Raw genomic sequence first — 16,849 nt, 5'->3', positions numbered from 1 at the left:
TTTTGGCGAATCATGTTGGAATCTCCTCTATGAAGGCATTACAATAAAATAGTGAAGTTCTTTTTGTAAGAGTCTGTAGATGATTTAGCCAATAGGAAATTGCTGCATGGAGGTGTTCGCATGACCGAGAAAACGGCAATCACTTTATCTATTGATGGTCAACAAGTTTCAGTAGATGCTGGTGAGCCCCTGCTTCACGCCATTCTTTCATCAGGTTTAGAATTGCCCCACATTTGTTACCATGAAGCGCTTGGTCCTATCCAAACATGCGATACGTGTATCGTTGAAGTGGACGGGCAACTGGTGCGCGCTTGCTCGACCTTGGCAACTGAAGGCATGAACGTCAGAACCAAAGCGGTTGCTGCCAGGTTTGCGCGTAAAGAAGCAATGGATCGTATTTTGCACAATCATGAATTATATTGCACTGTTTGCGACAACAACAATAAAAATTGTGTTGTCCACAATACCACGATGGAAATGGGTATTGATCATCAAGGCATTCCTTTTGAGCCAAAACCATACGAAAAAGATATGTCGAATCCGTTTTATCGCTACGATCCAAATCAATGTATTCTTTGCGGCCGTTGTGTGGAAGCGTGTCAGAACCTGCAGGTCAGTGAAGTGCTTTCCATTGACTGGTCACGAGAAAATCCACGTGTGATATGGGATAATGATGTACCTATTAACGAATCTTCTTGTGTGAGTTGTGGGCATTGTGTGACCGTTTGCCCCTGTAACGCACTCATGGAAAAAAACATGTTAGGTGAAGCGGGTTATTTAACAGGTATTGACGATGATACGCTAGGCCGCATGATTGATCTCACGAAGGCAGTTGAGCCGGGCTATTCGGCAATTTTTGCTATTTCCGAAATCGAAGCGACTCTTCGTGAGGAACGCATTAAGAAAACAAAGACGGTCTGTACTTACTGTGGAGTTGGTTGTTCTTTTGAAATTTGGACCAAAGGCCGCAAAGTATTGAAAGTAGAACCGCAAATGGAAGCGCCAGCCAACCAAATTTCCACTTGTGTCAAAGGTAAATTTGGCTGGGATTTTGTCAACTCTAAAGAGCGTCTTACCAAACCGCTGATTCGCCACGGCAATGAATTCCGGGAAGCTACATGGGAAGAAGCGTTAGAGTTTGCTGCAAAACGTCTCCGTGAAATCAAAGAGGCACATGGTCCTGACAGCATTGGCTATATATCTTCTTCAAAGTGCACGAATGAAGAAAATTATCTAATGCAGAAGTTTGCTCGTGCTGTTATGGGAACGAATAATATTGACAATTGTTCCCGTTACTGTCAAGCACCTGCTACCGAAGGACTTCGTAGAACCATGGGGCTTGGCGGGGATACCGGAACGATCAAAGATTTAGCTAGTGCGGATCTGGTGATTATAGTTGGTGCCAATCCTGCAGAATCTCATCCTGTACTCTCTACGCGTTTGCGTCGTGCTAAGAAGAAATATGGACAAAAGCTAATTGTTGCTGATTTGCGAAAGAATGATATGGCCAATCGGGCAGACCTTTTCTTGCACCCTCGCCCGGGCACGGATTTTGTTTGGTTGCAGGCGGTCACTAAATATTTGCTCGATCACAATTATGCTGACGCAGCATTTTTAGCCGAAAAAGTTACCGGACTGGAAGAGTACAAGCGTTCTTTGGAAGCCTATACCCTGGAATTTGCTGTTGAACAGACAGGGCTGAGTAAAGAAGAATTAATTCGCACGGCTGAGATGATTCGTGACGCAAAAAGCGTCTGTATTGCTTGGGCAATGGGAGTCACACAACATCTGGGTGGTAGTGACACTTCAACTGCAATCTGTAACTTATTGCTTGTGACCGGGAATGCGGGCCGTCCTGGAACAGGTGCTTATCCGTTGCGCGGACATAATAACGTACAAGGTGCAGGAGACTTTGGCTGCGCTCCTGCGTTTATGCCTGGTTATGAGCCGTCCAACAGCGAAGCAGTGTTGCAGAAGTATGAAAAAGCCTGGGGTGTTAAACTTCCACGCAGCAAAGGGTTAGATAACCATCAGATGGTTGAAGCGATTCATGATGGGCAACTCAAAGCTATGTATCTATTTGGTGAAGATATGGCACTGGTGGATTCCAATGCCAATTATGTACACGAAGCGTTTGAAAAGCTGGAACTCTTTATTGTTCAGGATATATTTTTTAGCAAAACCTGTCAGTATGCAGATGTTATATTTCCAGCCAGTCCTAGTTTAGAAAAAGAAGGAACTTTCACCAACACAGAACGTCGAATTCAGCGCCTCTATCAAGCATTAGAACCTCTTGGAGAGTCAAAACCAGATTGGATCATTATTCAAGAATTGGCTAACCGTTTAGGTGCTAACTGGAACTACACGCATCCACAGGAGATTTTTGAGGAAGCTGTAGCTTTGACCGATTTGATGAAAGGTGCCAACTACGAAAGGTTAGAAGGGTTCAAGAGCTTGCAATGGCCCGTTGCAGAAGATGGCACGGATTCACCAGTCCTTTACTTGGATGGTTTTCAAAAACCAGGCGGCAAAGCACAGCTTTATCCGGTGGAATGGCAGCGGCCTATGGTAGAAAATGAAGAGTTCGATCTCCATTTAAACAATGGGCGCTTGTTGGAGCATTTCCATGAGGGTAATATGACTTATCGTGTGCCGGGAATTGAAGAAAAGGTACCTACTACTTTTGTGGAAATTTCTCCAGAATTAGCGGCAGAACGAGGTATTCAGACGGGAACTTTGGTTCGACTGATTTCTCCTTATGGAAAAGTCAAAGTACGAGCAGTAGTAACAGATAGGGTAAAAGGTAAAGAATTGTATCTCCCTATGAATACACCAAAAGCCGAAGAAGCGGTCAATTACCTTACCAGCAGCTATCACGATACGATTACCCATACTCCAGCTTACAAGGAAACCAGTGTACGTATGGAAATCATCGAAAAAGATGGCGATTCTCCTATTAAACGTGGCAATTTCCGTTTGGGACATCCAAATCCTCAACCAGGTGTCAATGTGGAACAAAAATGGCAGCGTAAAGATTATCATGACTTACTTAAAGTGGGTAAATGAAGGGGGCTGCGGGGTTGAATAAACCCCGCTCGTTCTTTAAGGTCTTTTACTCTATATATTTTTGGTAATTAGCTAAGACTAAGTAAAAATCCGTGTTGAGTTAAGGATGTATTCGGGTAGTTTTTCATGTACACTAGATACGGCTGAACTGCGGCAGGCTTTTTGAGCTTGCCGTCGGTTGATTTTTAGTGGAGGGGTGCTCACATATGGCACAAGCTACAACCGCAATTGTCCGGCAAGATAATGAGTCTGAACAAAAGGAAAAAATGTTGCAAGAGTTGCAACAGGTACTGGCTGAAAATGCTGATGGTCTAAAAAGCGGAGCAGAATTGTTACAAGAGCTGCATGAGAAAGGGCTGCTCGATTTTCTCGTAGCACTGATTAAACAAGGTAATGATGTGGTTCGAATTCTGGTTGAATTGGTGACTCGTGAGCAGTATATGAAAGGAATTCAAAAAGTTATGTCGGCTGTTGAAGGCTTTTCAGAACTGGATGGAGACAGTCTTACAGCAGCCATGAAATCATTACTGAAATTACTTCAAGAGCTTTCGGATAAAGGATTGCTTGATTTTTTGGTTGGTTTACTGGAACAAGGACAAAACATTGCTAAAGTTCTGGTGGATTTTGCTGCCCAAACAGCGCAGTCAAAATCTTTACAGTCCATCATCTCGCTTGCTTCTGAAGTTTCCAATCTTGATGGAGAAGCTCTGGGACGTACACTCAAAGGAGTCACTGCTGGGCTTTCAAAAATGGCTGAATCTGAACCCAATGGACGGCCTATGGGTATTTTCGAATTGCTTCGTATGATGAAAGATCCAGATGTAAGTGCAGCGCTACAAAGTGGATTTGCCTTTTTGAAGGGAATGGGGCAGGCTTTGCGGAAAACGGATGGTCAATAACCATGCTGGATAAAGTAGCACAACGAGGCGAGGGAAGGCAACGCCGTGCTCCTTTGCAAGCCAAAACAGTTATTCAACGTTATCATGAAGGACAGTGGACGGTTATTGAAGATTCGGTAGCTAACGAATTTGTTCTAACGATTGAAGTGGACCGTCAGGAATTTGCTACTGTCGTCTGTACGCCAGATTGCCTGGAGGATTTTGTTATAGGCTTTCTGGCGTCAGAGGGTGTGATACGTCAAGCTTCAGATGTGGATAATCTGGAAGTGAGCCTCTATCGTGGGATGGCTTGGGTACATTTGAAAGAGAAATTTCAGATGCGTCCAGAAGTTTATCGGAAACGCTACATTACTTCCTGTTGTGGGAAAAGCAGACAATCATTTTATTTTTTTAATGATGCCCAGACGGCTCATAAAATTGAAGATTCAACACGTTTAAGTGCGGGCGATATTTTGAATGTCATGGCTAAAATGGACGAGGAATCTTTTTTGTTTAAGCAAACGGGCGGTGTGCATATGGCCTTTCTAGAAATTCCAGGTCAGTGTTTCATCGCGCGTTCAGATATTGGTCGTCACAACGCTCTTGATAAAGTCTTTGGATATCTTTTACGTTGTGGATTGTCTACAATTGGTGCCAGAATGGCATTCAGTGGACGTATTTCATCAGAAGTATTATTGAAAGTATCAAAAATGGGTGTTGGCGTTGTCATATCTCACAGTGCGCCAACCCAATTGGCATTAGATTTAGCGCGTGATTTGAATATTACCGTCATAGGATTTGTCAGAAATTCATCATTTAATGTCTATACACATGATTGGAGGGTGCAGATGTCTTGACGCTGCGCCATTTCTTGTCTATATTCTGAATTAAATATCAATACAGATAGGCAATCGAAAAGTATATTGTAACCTTCGCATAACTGGCGGAAGTGGGATTACCACAAGGGAGTGCGAAAGGATGTATGCCGGCCGCCTGGGCGCCTCTTGTTCAAGAGTCTGTTCAGGTGGCCTTTGCTTTACCCTTCAGCAGATAACCTAAAGAGAGTGGAGAGTGGACCCATGAAAGTTCTCGTTACAGACGGCATTTCTGAGCTTGGAGTAGAAAAATTGCAGTCTTTCCCTAATATAGAAGTCATAGTCCGTCCGGAATTGACTCCAGATGAATTGCTTGAAGAAATTGCAGATGTAGACGCCTTGCTGTTACGTTCTCAATCTAAAATTACAGAAAAAGTCCTGCAAGCTGCAGTTCAATTAAAAGTGATTGGAAGAGCTGGTGTTGGAGTCGATAATATTGACGTCACAGCCGCTACTCGTCGAGGAATCGTTGTGTTGAATGCCCCTGATGGCAATACCATTTCAGCTGCCGAACATACTTTTGCCATGTTGATTTCCCTTTCTCGCCATATTCCCCAAGCTGATGCTTCTATTCGCAGCGGCCGCTGGGACAGAAAAAAATTTATTGGCGTTGAATTGGCTGGAAAAACGCTTGCTGTTCTTGGCATGGGACGTATTGGTTCAGAAGTTGCCAAACGAGCCCTTGCTTTTCAAATGCGAGTCATAGGATACGATCCGTTTCTTACCCAGGAAAGGGCCAAAGTGTTGGGAGTGGAAGCGAAACCGCTCGAAGAGGCCATTGCAGAGGCGGATTTTATTACGGTTCATACGCCACTTACGAAAGAAACTCATCATTTGTTAAACGAAGCGGCTTTTTATCGAATGAAGCGAGGAGTTCGTATTGTGAATTGTGCACGAGGCGGAATTATTGATGAACAAGCGTTATTGCGAGCTATAGAAGAAGGTATTGTAGCCGGAGCCGCCCTCGATGTATTTGAAAGAGAGCCTCTGGATGCGCATCATCCTTTGTTATCGCGATCGGACGTAGTCTTGACACCTCATCTTGGAGCCTCGACAGTAGAAGCTCAAGTTAATGTGGCCATTGATGTTGCAGAAGAGGTTGGACGTGTGTTGTCAGGGTTGCCTTTTCGAAATGCTGTCAATTTACCTTCATTGACAGCGGAGCAAAACAGAGAACTGTCACCTTATCTCGAATTGGCAGAAAAGATTGGTCTCTTTGCCACACAGTTGGTTCCTGAAGCGCCTCAATCTATTGAAATAACGTACAGTGGTGGACTTGCTCAATTAGATGTGTCATTTCTAACACGAACTCTCCTAAAAGGTCTTTTGGCTTACCATTACCAAGATGAAGTAAATTATGTCAACGCTCCAATAGTTGCTGAACAATTGCACATTCAAGTTCGTGATGTCCGTGAACCGAAGAGTAAGGTGTTCCAAAACCTCATCTCGCTGCAACTGTATTTTTCGGGTGCTCAAATCAAAGTCGCGGGAACTTTATATAACGGTTTTGGGCCTCGTATTGTCGAAGTGGATGGTTACGCAGTAGATGCGCCAGTAGAAGGCAATATGGTGTTTACGCGTCATGTTGATCAACCGGGTATGATTGGAAAAATGGGTACTCTATTGGGCGACGTTGGCATTAATATTGCCGGTATGCAAGTTGGCCGACGTGAGAGTGGTGGAGAAGCTATCATGATTCTTAGTGTAGACAAAGTTGTTCCAGATTCTGTGATCCAACAGATCGGTTCTGTCAGTGGTGTTCGGGTAGCGCGTGCTATTCAACTTTGAGGGGGAATGCAGAATGAAAAGAGTGGATAATTTTGGAGCTGGCCCTGGCGCGCTGCCTACAGCAGTCCTCGAAAAAGCGAGAGACGAACTATTATCATATCAAAATAAAGGTATCTCCGTTCTAGAGATGTCTCATCGCAGTGAAATGTTTGATGAAATTCATCTTTCTGCCAAAAACCGATTACGTCGACTCATGAATATTCCAGAGGAGTATGAAATCCTCTTTTTACAAGGTGGCGCTAGCTTACAGTTTAGTATGATTCCCATGAACTTTTTGCAGAAAGGTCAAACGGCTGCATATGTTTTGACAGGAAGTTGGTCTGAGAAAGCATTGGCAGAGGCAAAAAAACTAGGAGAGACACGTATTGCGGCGAGTAGCAAGGAGGATGGCTATCGCAGTATTCCTGCAATGAACGCGATATACAGTGAAAGCAATGATGCCTATTTGCACATCACGACAAATAATACGATTTATGGAACGCAATGGCATGTTCTTCCTAGTCATTTGGACAGTCCTCTCATTGCTGACGTGTCCAGCGATATACTGTCTCGTCCGCTGGACGTTCAATCTTTTTCTCTTTTATATGCAGGTGCTCAAAAGAATCTTGGCCCCTCTGGTTTAACAGTAGTGATTGTCAAAAAGTCTTGGGCTGAGCAAGCGAGCGAGACAGTTCCTACCATGCTCTCTTATCAAACTCATCTTCAACATGACTCTCGTTACAACACTCCACCGACTTTTGCTGTTTACTTGTTAAATCTTGTCTTGGAGTGGACGGAAGCACAAGGTGGAGTACCAGCGATGATGGAGAAAAGTCTGAGAAAATCTGGTTATCTTTATCGAGTGATTGACGAGTTTCCAGATGTATATGAAGGTCATGCTTGTCAGGAAGCACGTTCACGAATGAATGTAACTTTTCGACTGGTCAATCCGGAGAGGACGAAACAATTCCTGACTGTAGCCAACGATTATTCATTTATTGGTTTGTCTGGGCATCGTTCGGTTGGCGGTATTCGTGCCTCACTTTACAATGCAGTTTCAGAAGAATCTGCAGCTCGATTGGCAGAATTTATGCGGGATTTTGCCCAAAGTGAAAAGTAAAGGAGGCAAAATGGTGTACCGTACCCTATTGTTTGATGTGGATGGTGTCATGCTGAGTGAAGAAAGATATTTTGACGCCACAGCTTTAACAGTCATTGAACTTTGGAACCGCTCTTGTTATCTGGGGCTTTCAGCACAGCCGTTGGATTCCATTCAGGATAATCCTACAGAAACCTACATTCGAAATGCTCGGCAGTACGTTTTTGCGGACGATCGTGCTCTATTCGCTATGAAAAGCAAGGGCATTAATGCCAATTGGGATATGGTATATTTACTATTTGCTTTTGCATTAGGTCGTTTGTTGGATGAGACAGCAACTGTGACAATCTCTAAATATCAACCGTCAGAGGATATGGCAGAATATTTATGCCGGGTGGGTCATGTTTTGCAAAGTCGGGAGGGTCATCGTAATCTTCCTGATTTTCAAAAATTTGTATGTCTAGCAGAATCGGCTTCAGATAAAGCTGATTTAATGAACAAAGTCAATGAAAAACTTCGTCGTTTAGTGTCTGCGAATGAAGAAAAAATATTTTTCCAAAAACTATGGGAACTGGGCTGCCAAGTTTTTCAAACTTGGTATTTGGGACAGCAGTCAGACAGCCCACTTTCTCATGAGAAACGAGGTTTTCTTCATGATGAGGAGGCCATTGTAGATATAGAGCGTTTCCGAGCGCTTCTCATTCATTTACAGTCGTCTGGTATCGCACTCGGAATAGCTACAGGTCGTCCCGATGTAGAAACAAGAGTGCCACTTAGTCATCTGGGACTTCTTTCCTTGTTTGATAAAAAGAGAATTTCGACCGCGTCAGATGTTTTGCATACAGAGCGGCAATATCCTGAATTTGCCCCTTTATCAAAACCCCATCCTTTCAGTTATTTGCGAAGTTTACTTGCCACAGAAGATGTTGAACAAGTACTTCATACATCACTGCCGCTATCTGATCATATTGCCCGACAGGTTCTGATTGTGGGTGATTCAGTAGCAGATGCAATATGCGCACAAAAAATAGGCTGTGATTTTGCCGCTGTTCTTACAGGACCTTCTGGAGAAGCGGCTCGTGCTGAATTTGAGGCTCTTGGGGCTAACTATATTTTTAAAGATGTTCTTGAGTTATTCAGTTTATTCGCAAAGTAGCAGCATTGCTCTTGTATGAACTTCGATGGATAGAATTTTAAAGTAAACCAATAAATCATTAATTTTTTACCAATAAACAATCATTGGAAATTTCTTGTATTGCTCTGTATCCGGCTAATCCCATAGTCAAATCGAGATCGGCCAAAAGGTGGCGTACCACAGCGCGTACGCCTTCTTCGCCGCTTACAGCTAGTCCATAAATATAAGGTCGGCCAAGTAGCACTGCGCTTGCACCCAAAGCAATAGCCTTTAGGATATCCGAGCCGCGACGAATTCCACTATCCAATAATACTGGGACACGATGATTGACAGCAGCAAGTACTGAGGGCAAGGCGTCAAGGGTAGCTATGGTGCCATCTACCTGCCTTCCTCCATGATTAGAGACAATAATGCCATTGGCTCCGTTTTGAATTGCAAGCTCTGCGTCATCAGCATGTAGAATCCCTTTTAAGAGGATAGGCAATCGAGTAGATTCCCTGATAAGTTTTAAGCGTTCAAAGGTGAGAGTGGCGTCCCCAAACAACCTGGTCCAAAGGGCTATGGCCGACGGCATATCTTCTTTGGGAGGCTTCTTTAAGTGGCTGAGAAAAATCGGATCGGCCAAATAGTTAGCAATTCCTTTTCCGTGTAAAAATGGTAAATGAGCGTGTTGTAAATCTTTTTCTCTCCAAGCCATCATGGGAGTATCCAACGTGATAACAATGGCGCTATAGCCGGACTTTTCGGCGCGAGAGATAAAACTTTTGACTAACTCCTCGTCTTTACTCCAATATAACTGAAACCATCGAACGCTATTACCCATGATATTTGCAATTTCTTCTAGAGTATAAGAAGATGCTGTGCTTGCTATATATGGGATATGTAAAGAAGCTGCAGCCCTTGCGGATGCTAACTCTCCTTCATCATGCACAATAGATTGCACGCCTATGGGAGCCAAAAGTAGGGGGGCAGGAAGATTATTTTGAAAGAGATTGATTTGCAGAGAGCGCTGTTCTACGTTTCGCCACATTCTTGGTATGATTGACCACTTTGTAAAAGCATCTCGATTTTTTTGCATGGTTTCACCGCAACCCGCTCCTCCATGTACATAATCAAAAGCAGGTGGGCTCAGTTTAGATTGCGCTTTCTTTTCCCATTCTTCAATAGATATGAGATGGGGGTAGGGAATATCCGTAAGACTGGTTTGATAGATAGAAAACTGCACTTGATTACCGATGTTATCCAATTGAATAACACTCCCTGCCGGTTGGTCTTGTCTTTCATTATTCTGTATATTTTATTCTAAAGGTATTTGCAGATTTTGCGATAGTATTTTGAATGTTTCCGTTCATCTTTGTGAATATCGATCTCTTGATGAAAGAAGGACAGAAAATTTTGTAAAAACATCTCTAAAAATAAGTGTATCTTGAAGGTTGCAAACCACGTATTCTCATGGTAATATACCACTTGTCTGTTTGAAGCATTTATTCAATAGCTTCGAGACTTACGGAGAGATGTCCGAGTTGGTCGAAGGAGCACGATTGGAAATCGTGTAGGCGGTTTAAACCCGTCTCGAGGGTTCGAATCCCTCTCTCTCCGCCATTTGGCGGCGTAGCTCAGTTGGTTAGAGCACACGGTTCATACCCGTGGTGTCGGGGGTTCGAATCCCTCCGCCGCTACCAGTGAAGTCTGCCACCTTGGCTCAGGGGTAGAGCGGCTCACTCGTAATGAGCAGGTCATCGGTTCGAATCCGATAGGTGGCTCCAGAAGAAAGGCCGTGGCGACGCGGTTTTTGAGGTGATTGTCTGATGTGGACAGTCGCCTCATTTTCATTTTGTGTGCGACTTGTGTGCGGAAATCACAAGTTGTGTGCCTGAACTTGTGTGCAACACGCTTTTTGTGTGCAAGTTGTGTGCGTTACCCTCTACGGAGCAGATTGGACAACTTCTGCGCCGCTTCCTGCTGCAAGCCCGGTGTCAGGTGTGAGTACGTGTTCAAGGTTAAGGTGATGTCGGAATGGCCAAACATATCTGCAACCACCTTAGGATGTACGTTTAGACGCAACAGGAGGCTTGCTGTGCTGTGTCGCAGGTCGTACAGGCGGAAATCTTCGTTAATGCCCACACGCCGGAGTAGAGGTTTGAAATGGCGTTGGATTACGTTTCGATCATTTAACGGAGTGCCTTTGGACGAAACGAACACATATTCCTCTTCACTGAATTTCTTCCCCAACTTGGTTTGTCGTTCCTTTCTTTCCTGTTTTATTTGTGTGCGTCAAATAGCGCACACTCTTCAAACGAATTGCCAAGCGTTGCGGCCTCGCAGAGCGCGTGTCACCACACAAGATGAGGTACACGCTTGCCACAGTGCTTCTGAACCAAGGTGCGCCACTTGTGGCGGTTCAGTCCATCTTGGGTCATGAAAAGACGGAGACGACGCAACTGTACGCACATTTAAGTGGTACGGCGAGGCAACAATCGTATCAGAGATATTTCGTGCAATAAGCGTGCCAGAGTATGGTAAAATCCTGTACAGAACGAATGTACAGGATTTTTTGTTGTTCAGGTAACGGGCAGTTAAAGTCAATAGCGAGTCTAGCCACATTGATAGTTGAGAAGGTGGTGTTGGTTTGAATTTGCCCGCTTTGAGTGAGCTAATCATGTTTGATTCCACGCTTCGAGAGGTTGCTAAAGACTCCGCTGAATTGACATTAGCAATACATAAAGCCCAAAAAGAGTTGGAGAAAGCTGAAGCGAACAATAATGAGTCAGATATCACCTTCTTGCTCGGCTATTTGGGCAATGCGTGCCGTGTTGCCAACCTTCCCTCCGACTCAATACAGTACCTTGAGCGTGCAGTTTTTCGTAGCAAGACCACGGGGGATCGTAAGGGAGAATTGGTCAATACGATACGTTTAGCTGAGGCGAGAAAATACAATGGGGAACATGCCGTTGCTGAGGATATCTTACGGTCAGTTCTCGATTGGACAAATGACAACGGCTTATCGACCTAAAAAGACTTTGTGTTGCAGCACTTAGCCAAATGTCGTTTGGAACAAGGGGAGGTTGATGACGCAATTTCGATGTTGGAATCTGCATTGGAACTGCGTATCGCAAAGGGAAACGATGAGTTGATTCGTTCCACTGAGTTGGCACTACAAATGGCGAGGAATATGAGGACTTGAGCTTTTGGTTACTCAGGTAACGGGTTAACGACAGAACGATTGGAATTGTAATACAATAAATTATGGTAGTGATTAGTGTTCATGGAGGCATAACCAATGTTGAGAACATTTCCGATTTGATGCATCTCGTTGGGGGAAGCCCCGTGTATTAACTTTGTGAGCTTCCGTTTCGGGGCTCCTAACGAGGTGAAAGTAGAATGTTGCCTTATGTACGATTGTTCCGACAGCGGAATTTTGCCTATATGACGATCGCCGACGCTGTTTCGGTGCTTGGCGATCAGATCGGTTGGGTTGCACTTTTGTGGTTTGCAATGGTCACGACCAATCATGCTGGATATCTGGGATTGCTCGGTCTCGCATTTGGACTCCCTGGTGTCCTTCTTGGGGCGGTTGTTGGAAACGTACTCGACGGTACTTCTCACAAGACAGTGTTGGTTACTGCGAATATGTTGCTTGCTATCGTGTTTATGGCTATTCCACTGCTGTACCAAGTGCACGCATTACCTATGGTGGTGATGTTCGGACTCGTTTTGACTGCAGGTTGTTTAACCCCATTTACGAGCGCTGGCTGGATGGTGGTTATTCCGAACCTTGTCAAGGAAGATGAGCTTGGTCCTGCTAATTCAATTGTTGAAACGATTTGGAATGGTGCTTCATTACTTGGTCCGCTTCTCGCCGGACTGTTGATTGCACGATTTGGTGCAACAGTATCAATTTTTGCTGATGGCGTGTCGTTTTTGGTAGCTGCCTTGTGCGTATTTCTTGTCAATGAGCCAAAACAACACTCAGAAAAACCGAGTCAGCGAATCTCATTCTTCCATGATACTTGGGACGGCATTAAGATGTTGTACGGATTAAAAGCGGTTTGGTGGATCACGCTTGGTGCGGTGGGTTTCCTCCTTGCGTACGGTCAACTGGAAGTGTCACTGCCGCTCTTTACGCACAATGAATTGGCGAGCAGTGCTGCCATCCTCGGGAGCATTTGGTCGACGTACTTCGTGGGCTCACTCGTCGGATCAGCCTTCAGTGGACTAACATCCAAGGGCAACCGAAGTGGAGTCATTATGGCATTCATGGTGATTGGATGGGGATTGAGTTTTGTCCCCATGCTTTGGTTTCATTCATTATGGGTCACCTTTATCTGCGTCGCTTTGGCAGGACTTCTTTTCGGAGGTTATCCACCACTTGCCAGAACAGTCGTTCAGAGATTAGTTCCCAAAGAGTTTCTGGGACGAATTTTGGGCATTCGTGGCTCAATTATCGCTTTAGGTGCGCCTGTAGGCTCTTATTTGGGCGGTACGTTTGGACAGTGGTTTCCTTCTTCGATGGTCATTGGAGCGACAGGTTTCGTGGTGGTTGTCATCGGATTGATGCTGTTGTCTCTGCGTAGTTTTCGCACAATTTAAGTACATTAAGCAGGGAAGCCCATGGGCTTCCCTGCTGCACTAAAGGTGGCTTGAACTGAACAATCATGTTCCGCACATCGCATGATTATGCAGTTCAGGTCGGAGGCTGCTATGGGACATAGGGGCAGAAAAACTGAAGATTTTCTTTTTGTTTTTATGCGGTTGTATATCATACTGTGCGGGTTCGACCAGAAATGGCAGGAATACTGGAGGTGTTGGTGTTGAGATTTGTTAAATCCCCAATCACGTGGTTCACACTATTGGGTCTCGTGGTTGGCTATTTTGGTATCCCAGTTCGTGTACCAGCGTATGTGATGTGGGTATGGAACCGCCCATATGGGTTTCACATCGCATCCATCTTGGTCTTAGGGACTTTAGGCTGTTTGGTAGGTTTGTTTTTTCACTACTGGATATGGAGGCAATTACAAAGGGTATCTGTGCTGTGGACTACTGGGATTGTAAGCTTAGCCTTAGTCTTCGGAACGATTGGGGTCTTTCAGTATCAAGCGCACAACGAAACGGTTATGTGGTCAGAAGTGAATTTGGGATTTGTCCGTGCAATGAGCGTATCTATGAATAATTCTATGAATGCCGACGGAGGAATCCAGTTGATTCAAGCAGGAGCGGACATTCAGGCAGGAGCGGATATGGGAGGTGTTGAGTTTTTCGGACATGAACAGTATAAAAAACTGAGCGCTATAGCGAGTGCTTTTTCCGAAGCAGGACGTTATACAGGTTCACAGGAATCTATCCAATTTGTAAATCAGGCTGGAGCGATCCTTAAGCAAATCGGGAACCAAAGCTATCCCAATCGAACAAATCATCTGGACGTGTGCGTCAAATAGCGCCCACCTAGCGTTAGTCCTTCTTCTGCGAGATGATCCCCTCCAGAATCCAGTCATGGAGGGATCATCGTGACAAAAGCCGAGTTAGAAGAACTTCGCGAGCTTTGGCGCGCCCGTGTGACGGACTTTCGGGCCAGCGGGTTAACCGGAGCAGCATGGTGTGCCGCGCATCAGGTCAAGGAGCACCAGCTGAGGTATTGGGTCGGCAAGTTTAAGGCGGACACCGCCCACGACAGCCAGGGGCGCGATGATGTTGAGCCGCGTTTTATCCCGGTGCGCTTGGACGAGTTTGCGACTGAAGTGACGGACAAGCCGCTGTCCGTACGCGTAGGGCCTGCTGTGATCGAGGTCTTACCTGGTTACGACTCGGATCTGCTGCGCGATGTGGTGCGCACTCTGGCATCGCTATGCTGAACATCGACACCGCACCGGAGTTGCGCGTGTATCTGGCCTGCGGCAGCACGGACCTGCGCAAGTCCATCGACGGTTTGGCGGCCCTCGTGCAGGAGTCCTTTCAGCTGGACCCGTTTTCTCCAGCGGTATTCGCGTTTTGTAACCGGGAGCGGGACAAATTGAAGTTGTTGTACTGGGAACACAACGGCTTCTGGTTGTTTTACCGCCGCTTGGAGCGGGGACGGTTTGAATGGCCGGGCGCCAGGGACTGCAAGACCCTCCTCATCACCCGTCGGGAGCTGAACTGGCTGTTGGACGGACTGCCACTCAACCAACCCAAGGCACACCCCAAAGTTACGGCGAAAAAAGTGGTGTGAGACCGATAAACACAGAAGGATCTGTCAAGGGATTTCGGCAAGTGTGTCGAAATCGTTTTGCATGATGAACACGACGACGGAGACCCCCAACCAACTGGAAGCCCTTCAACAGCGCAACGAGGCGCTGGAACAGGAAGTCGCGGAGCTGAAAAAGCAGGTCAAACTGCTGCTGGAGCAGCTTCGCCTGACCCGTCATCGGCAATTTGGGAAGTCCAGCGAACGCGTAGCGAATGACCAGATGCGCTTGGATCTGGTATTCAATGAGGCCGAGGTTGAGGCGCAGCCGGAGGCAACGGAACCCACCCTCGAGACGGTGACCTATGAGCGACGCAAGAAGCAGCCTGGCCAGCGGGATGCCATGCTGGCAGACCTTCCGGTGGAACGGGTGGAGTACCGTCTGTCGGAGGAGGAACGTCAGTGCCCGTGTTGTGGCGAGGTGATGGACGAGGCGGGTGTGGAAATCCGTCGCGAGCTCATCCACATTCCAGCACAGACAAAGGTACGTGAACACGTGCAACAACAGTACGCATGCCGGACGTGCGACAAGCATGGGACCGAAACGCCCATGGTCAAGGCACAGATGCCCAAGCCCCCGATACCGGGTAGCCTGGCATCCGCATCGATGTTGACGTATGTGATGGACAAGAAATACGTGGACGGCTTACCGCTGTACCGGCTGGAGGAGCAATTTGCCCGGCAGGGTCTGCAGTTGACCCGGCAGACGCTGGCGAACTGGGTGGTACTAGGCGCGACACGATGGCTCGAACGCATATACCACCAGTTGCACGAGGAATTGCGCAAGCGGCGGTATCTTCATGCGGACGAGACGACGCTGCAAGTGCTGCATGAGCCAGGACGACCGGCTGAGACGACATCGTACATGTGGTTGTACCGCAGTGGTGCAGATGGACCGCCAATTGTCCTGTTCGACTATCAGGAGACCCGCTCGAAAGAGCACCCGAAGCGATTTCTCGAAGGATTCGAGGGGTACCTGCACGTGGACGGGTACAGCGGGTACAACGACCTTCCAGGGGTGAAGCTGGTCGGGTGCTGGGCACACGCTAGGCGCAAGTTTCATGAGGCACACACTGCGCTGCCAGCAGAGGAGCGAAAGAAACCGACAGCGACCAGAATAGGATTAGAATACTGTAACCGGTTGTTCAAGATTGAACGCGCTCTGAAGGACGCGAGCCCAGAAGAACGTCACACAGAGCGGCAGAGGTTAAGCCGGCCGGTGCTGGACGAGTTTTTGGCATGGCTTCAGGAGCAGAACAAACAGTTGCTGCCCAAGAGCGCCTTGGGGCAGGCGGTTTCTTATTGCCTCAACCAGTGGTCTAAACTTACCACGTTCCTGGAAGACGGGCATTTGGAGTTGGACAATAACCGGAGTGAGCGGTCGATTAAGCGGTTCGTGATCGGACGAAAAAACTTCCTGTTCGCGAACACCCCACGGGGCGCGAGAGCAAGTGCCACCACGTACAGTTTGGTGGAGACGGCCAAGGAGAACGGACTGAACCCGTACCTGTACCTGGAGTACCTTTTCGAACGGCTACCGAACATCCAGACGGACGACCAGACGGCAATGAACGAGTTGCTGCCGTGGTCGGAGCGTCTGCCTGAGCGAATCCGCAGGAGACCGAAAAAAGCATAGCATATGAAGGTGCCCCGCTGGCTCCCCGGCGGGGTTTGCTTTCATATACGACTTTGCTACAGCATGAGGGGGGGAGTGCAAGGTGGGCGGGATTTGACGTTCACGTTTGAAACTGCTAAGGTCGAGCCATTCATGTTTACATGACCAGGAATGGATGATGATGCTCAGGGTCA

The 16,849-nt window shown here is 46.6% G+C and carries 14 protein-coding genes, 3 tRNA genes, 1 pseudogene and 1 riboswitch; of the genes and pseudogenes, 16 read left to right on the top strand and 2 right to left on the bottom strand.

Annotated elements, in window-relative coordinates:
• Window positions 1-120: 120 nt before the first annotated feature.
• From fdhF to FY534_RS09670, 6 genes are all read left to right on the top strand, one after another.
• Complete coding sequence (fdhF, locus tag FY534_RS09695; protein ID WP_203114437.1) at window positions 121-3,066, top strand: formate dehydrogenase subunit alpha; 2,946 nt, start codon at window positions 121-123, stop codon at window positions 3,064-3,066.
• A 206-nt stretch (window positions 3,067-3,272) separates the two neighbouring features.
• Complete coding sequence (locus FY534_RS09690) at window positions 3,273-3,965, top strand: helical membrane plugin domain-containing protein (RefSeq protein ID WP_072873393.1); 693 nt, start codon at window positions 3,273-3,275, stop codon at window positions 3,963-3,965.
• A 2-nt stretch (window positions 3,966-3,967) separates the two neighbouring features.
• Entirely contained in the window at window positions 3,968-4,801 is an 834-nt protein-coding gene (gene fdhD, locus FY534_RS09685; RefSeq protein WP_072873392.1) for a formate dehydrogenase accessory sulfurtransferase FdhD, read from the top strand.
• Between the two features lie 69 nt (window positions 4,802-4,870).
• Window positions 4,871-4,950: riboswitch (ZMP/ZTP riboswitch) on the top strand.
• A 73-nt stretch (window positions 4,951-5,023) separates the two neighbouring features.
• Window positions 5,024-6,607, top strand: coding sequence for a phosphoglycerate dehydrogenase (serA, locus tag FY534_RS09680; RefSeq protein ID WP_203114436.1), 1,584 nt, complete (start codon window positions 5,024-5,026; stop codon window positions 6,605-6,607).
• Window positions 6,608-6,620: 13 nt separating this feature from the next.
• Window positions 6,621-7,706 carry a 3-phosphoserine/phosphohydroxythreonine transaminase gene (gene serC / locus FY534_RS09675; protein WP_203114435.1) on the top strand — a complete coding sequence of 362 codons (1,086 nt, stop codon included), beginning with the start codon at window positions 6,621-6,623 and terminating at the stop codon, window positions 7,704-7,706.
• Window positions 7,707-7,719: 13 nt separating this feature from the next.
• A complete protein-coding gene (locus tag FY534_RS09670; RefSeq protein WP_072873389.1) occupies window positions 7,720-8,841 on the top strand; it encodes an HAD family hydrolase in 1,122 nt (373 codons plus the stop codon).
• 58 nt (window positions 8,842-8,899) lie between these two features.
• On the opposite strand, the gene FY534_RS09665 is transcribed toward FY534_RS09670, so the two are convergent.
• Window positions 8,900-10,066 carry an alpha-hydroxy-acid oxidizing protein gene (locus FY534_RS09665; RefSeq protein ID WP_203114433.1) on the bottom strand — a complete coding sequence of 389 codons (1,167 nt, stop codon included), beginning with the start codon at window positions 10,064-10,066 and terminating at the stop codon, window positions 8,900-8,902.
• 262 nt (window positions 10,067-10,328) lie between these two features.
• Here FY534_RS09665 and FY534_RS09660 point away from each other — a divergent pair.
• The 3 genes from FY534_RS09660 to FY534_RS09650 all read left to right on the top strand — a co-directional run bounded on the left by FY534_RS09660 (window position 10,329) and on the right by FY534_RS09650 (window position 10,586).
• A tRNA-Ser gene (locus FY534_RS09660) sits at window positions 10,329-10,422 on the top strand.
• A gap of 3 nt (window positions 10,423-10,425) precedes the next feature.
• Window positions 10,426-10,502, top strand: a tRNA-Met gene (locus FY534_RS09655).
• A gap of 9 nt (window positions 10,503-10,511) precedes the next feature.
• A tRNA-Thr gene (locus FY534_RS09650) sits at window positions 10,512-10,586 on the top strand.
• Window positions 10,587-10,737: 151 nt separating this feature from the next.
• Here the strand turns inward: FY534_RS09650 and FY534_RS15040 are convergent.
• Window positions 10,738-11,052, bottom strand: coding sequence for a tyrosine-type recombinase/integrase (locus FY534_RS15040; RefSeq protein WP_255567364.1), 315 nt, complete (start codon window positions 11,050-11,052; stop codon window positions 10,738-10,740).
• 65 nt (window positions 11,053-11,117) lie between these two features.
• On the opposite strand from FY534_RS15040, the pseudogene FY534_RS09640 reads away from it, so the two are divergent.
• The 7 genes and pseudogenes from FY534_RS09640 to FY534_RS09610 form a co-directional block, all read left to right on the top strand.
• Window positions 11,118-11,324 (top strand): annotated as a pseudogene (locus tag FY534_RS09640) (tyrosine-type recombinase/integrase); the annotation flags it as partial.
• 125 nt (window positions 11,325-11,449) lie between these two features.
• Window positions 11,450-11,833, top strand: coding sequence for a hypothetical protein (locus FY534_RS09635; protein WP_203114432.1), 384 nt, complete (start codon window positions 11,450-11,452; stop codon window positions 11,831-11,833).
• 368 nt (window positions 11,834-12,201) lie between these two features.
• Entirely contained in the window at window positions 12,202-13,410 is a 1,209-nt protein-coding gene (locus FY534_RS09630; RefSeq protein ID WP_238413485.1) for an MFS transporter, read from the top strand.
• A gap of 221 nt (window positions 13,411-13,631) precedes the next feature.
• Complete coding sequence (locus tag FY534_RS09625) at window positions 13,632-14,255, top strand: hypothetical protein (RefSeq protein WP_203114430.1); 624 nt, start codon at window positions 13,632-13,634, stop codon at window positions 14,253-14,255.
• A gap of 69 nt (window positions 14,256-14,324) precedes the next feature.
• On the top strand, window positions 14,325-14,669 hold the full coding sequence (locus FY534_RS09620; RefSeq protein ID WP_072875300.1) for an IS66 family insertion sequence element accessory protein TnpA: 345 nt from the start codon (window positions 14,325-14,327) through the stop codon (window positions 14,667-14,669).
• Window positions 14,663-15,025, top strand: a complete 363-nt coding sequence (gene tnpB / locus FY534_RS09615; RefSeq protein WP_072875299.1) for an IS66 family insertion sequence element accessory protein TnpB — start codon at window positions 14,663-14,665, stop codon at window positions 15,023-15,025. Before FY534_RS09620 ends, tnpB begins: the two co-directional genes overlap by 7 nt.
• Before the next feature lie 64 nt (window positions 15,026-15,089).
• On the top strand, window positions 15,090-16,676 hold the full coding sequence (locus FY534_RS09610; protein ID WP_203114429.1) for an IS66 family transposase: 1,587 nt from the start codon (window positions 15,090-15,092) through the stop codon (window positions 16,674-16,676).
• The last annotated feature ends 173 nt before the right edge of the window (window positions 16,677-16,849 follow it).

Source organism: Alicyclobacillus sp. TC (assembly GCF_016804365.1).
Lineage (GTDB): Bacteria > Bacillota > Bacilli > Alicyclobacillales > Alicyclobacillaceae > Alicyclobacillus_I > Alicyclobacillus_I tolerans.
The sequence above is the reverse complement of the archived record's forward strand: the minus strand, read 5'-3'. Positions and strand labels throughout refer to the sequence as shown.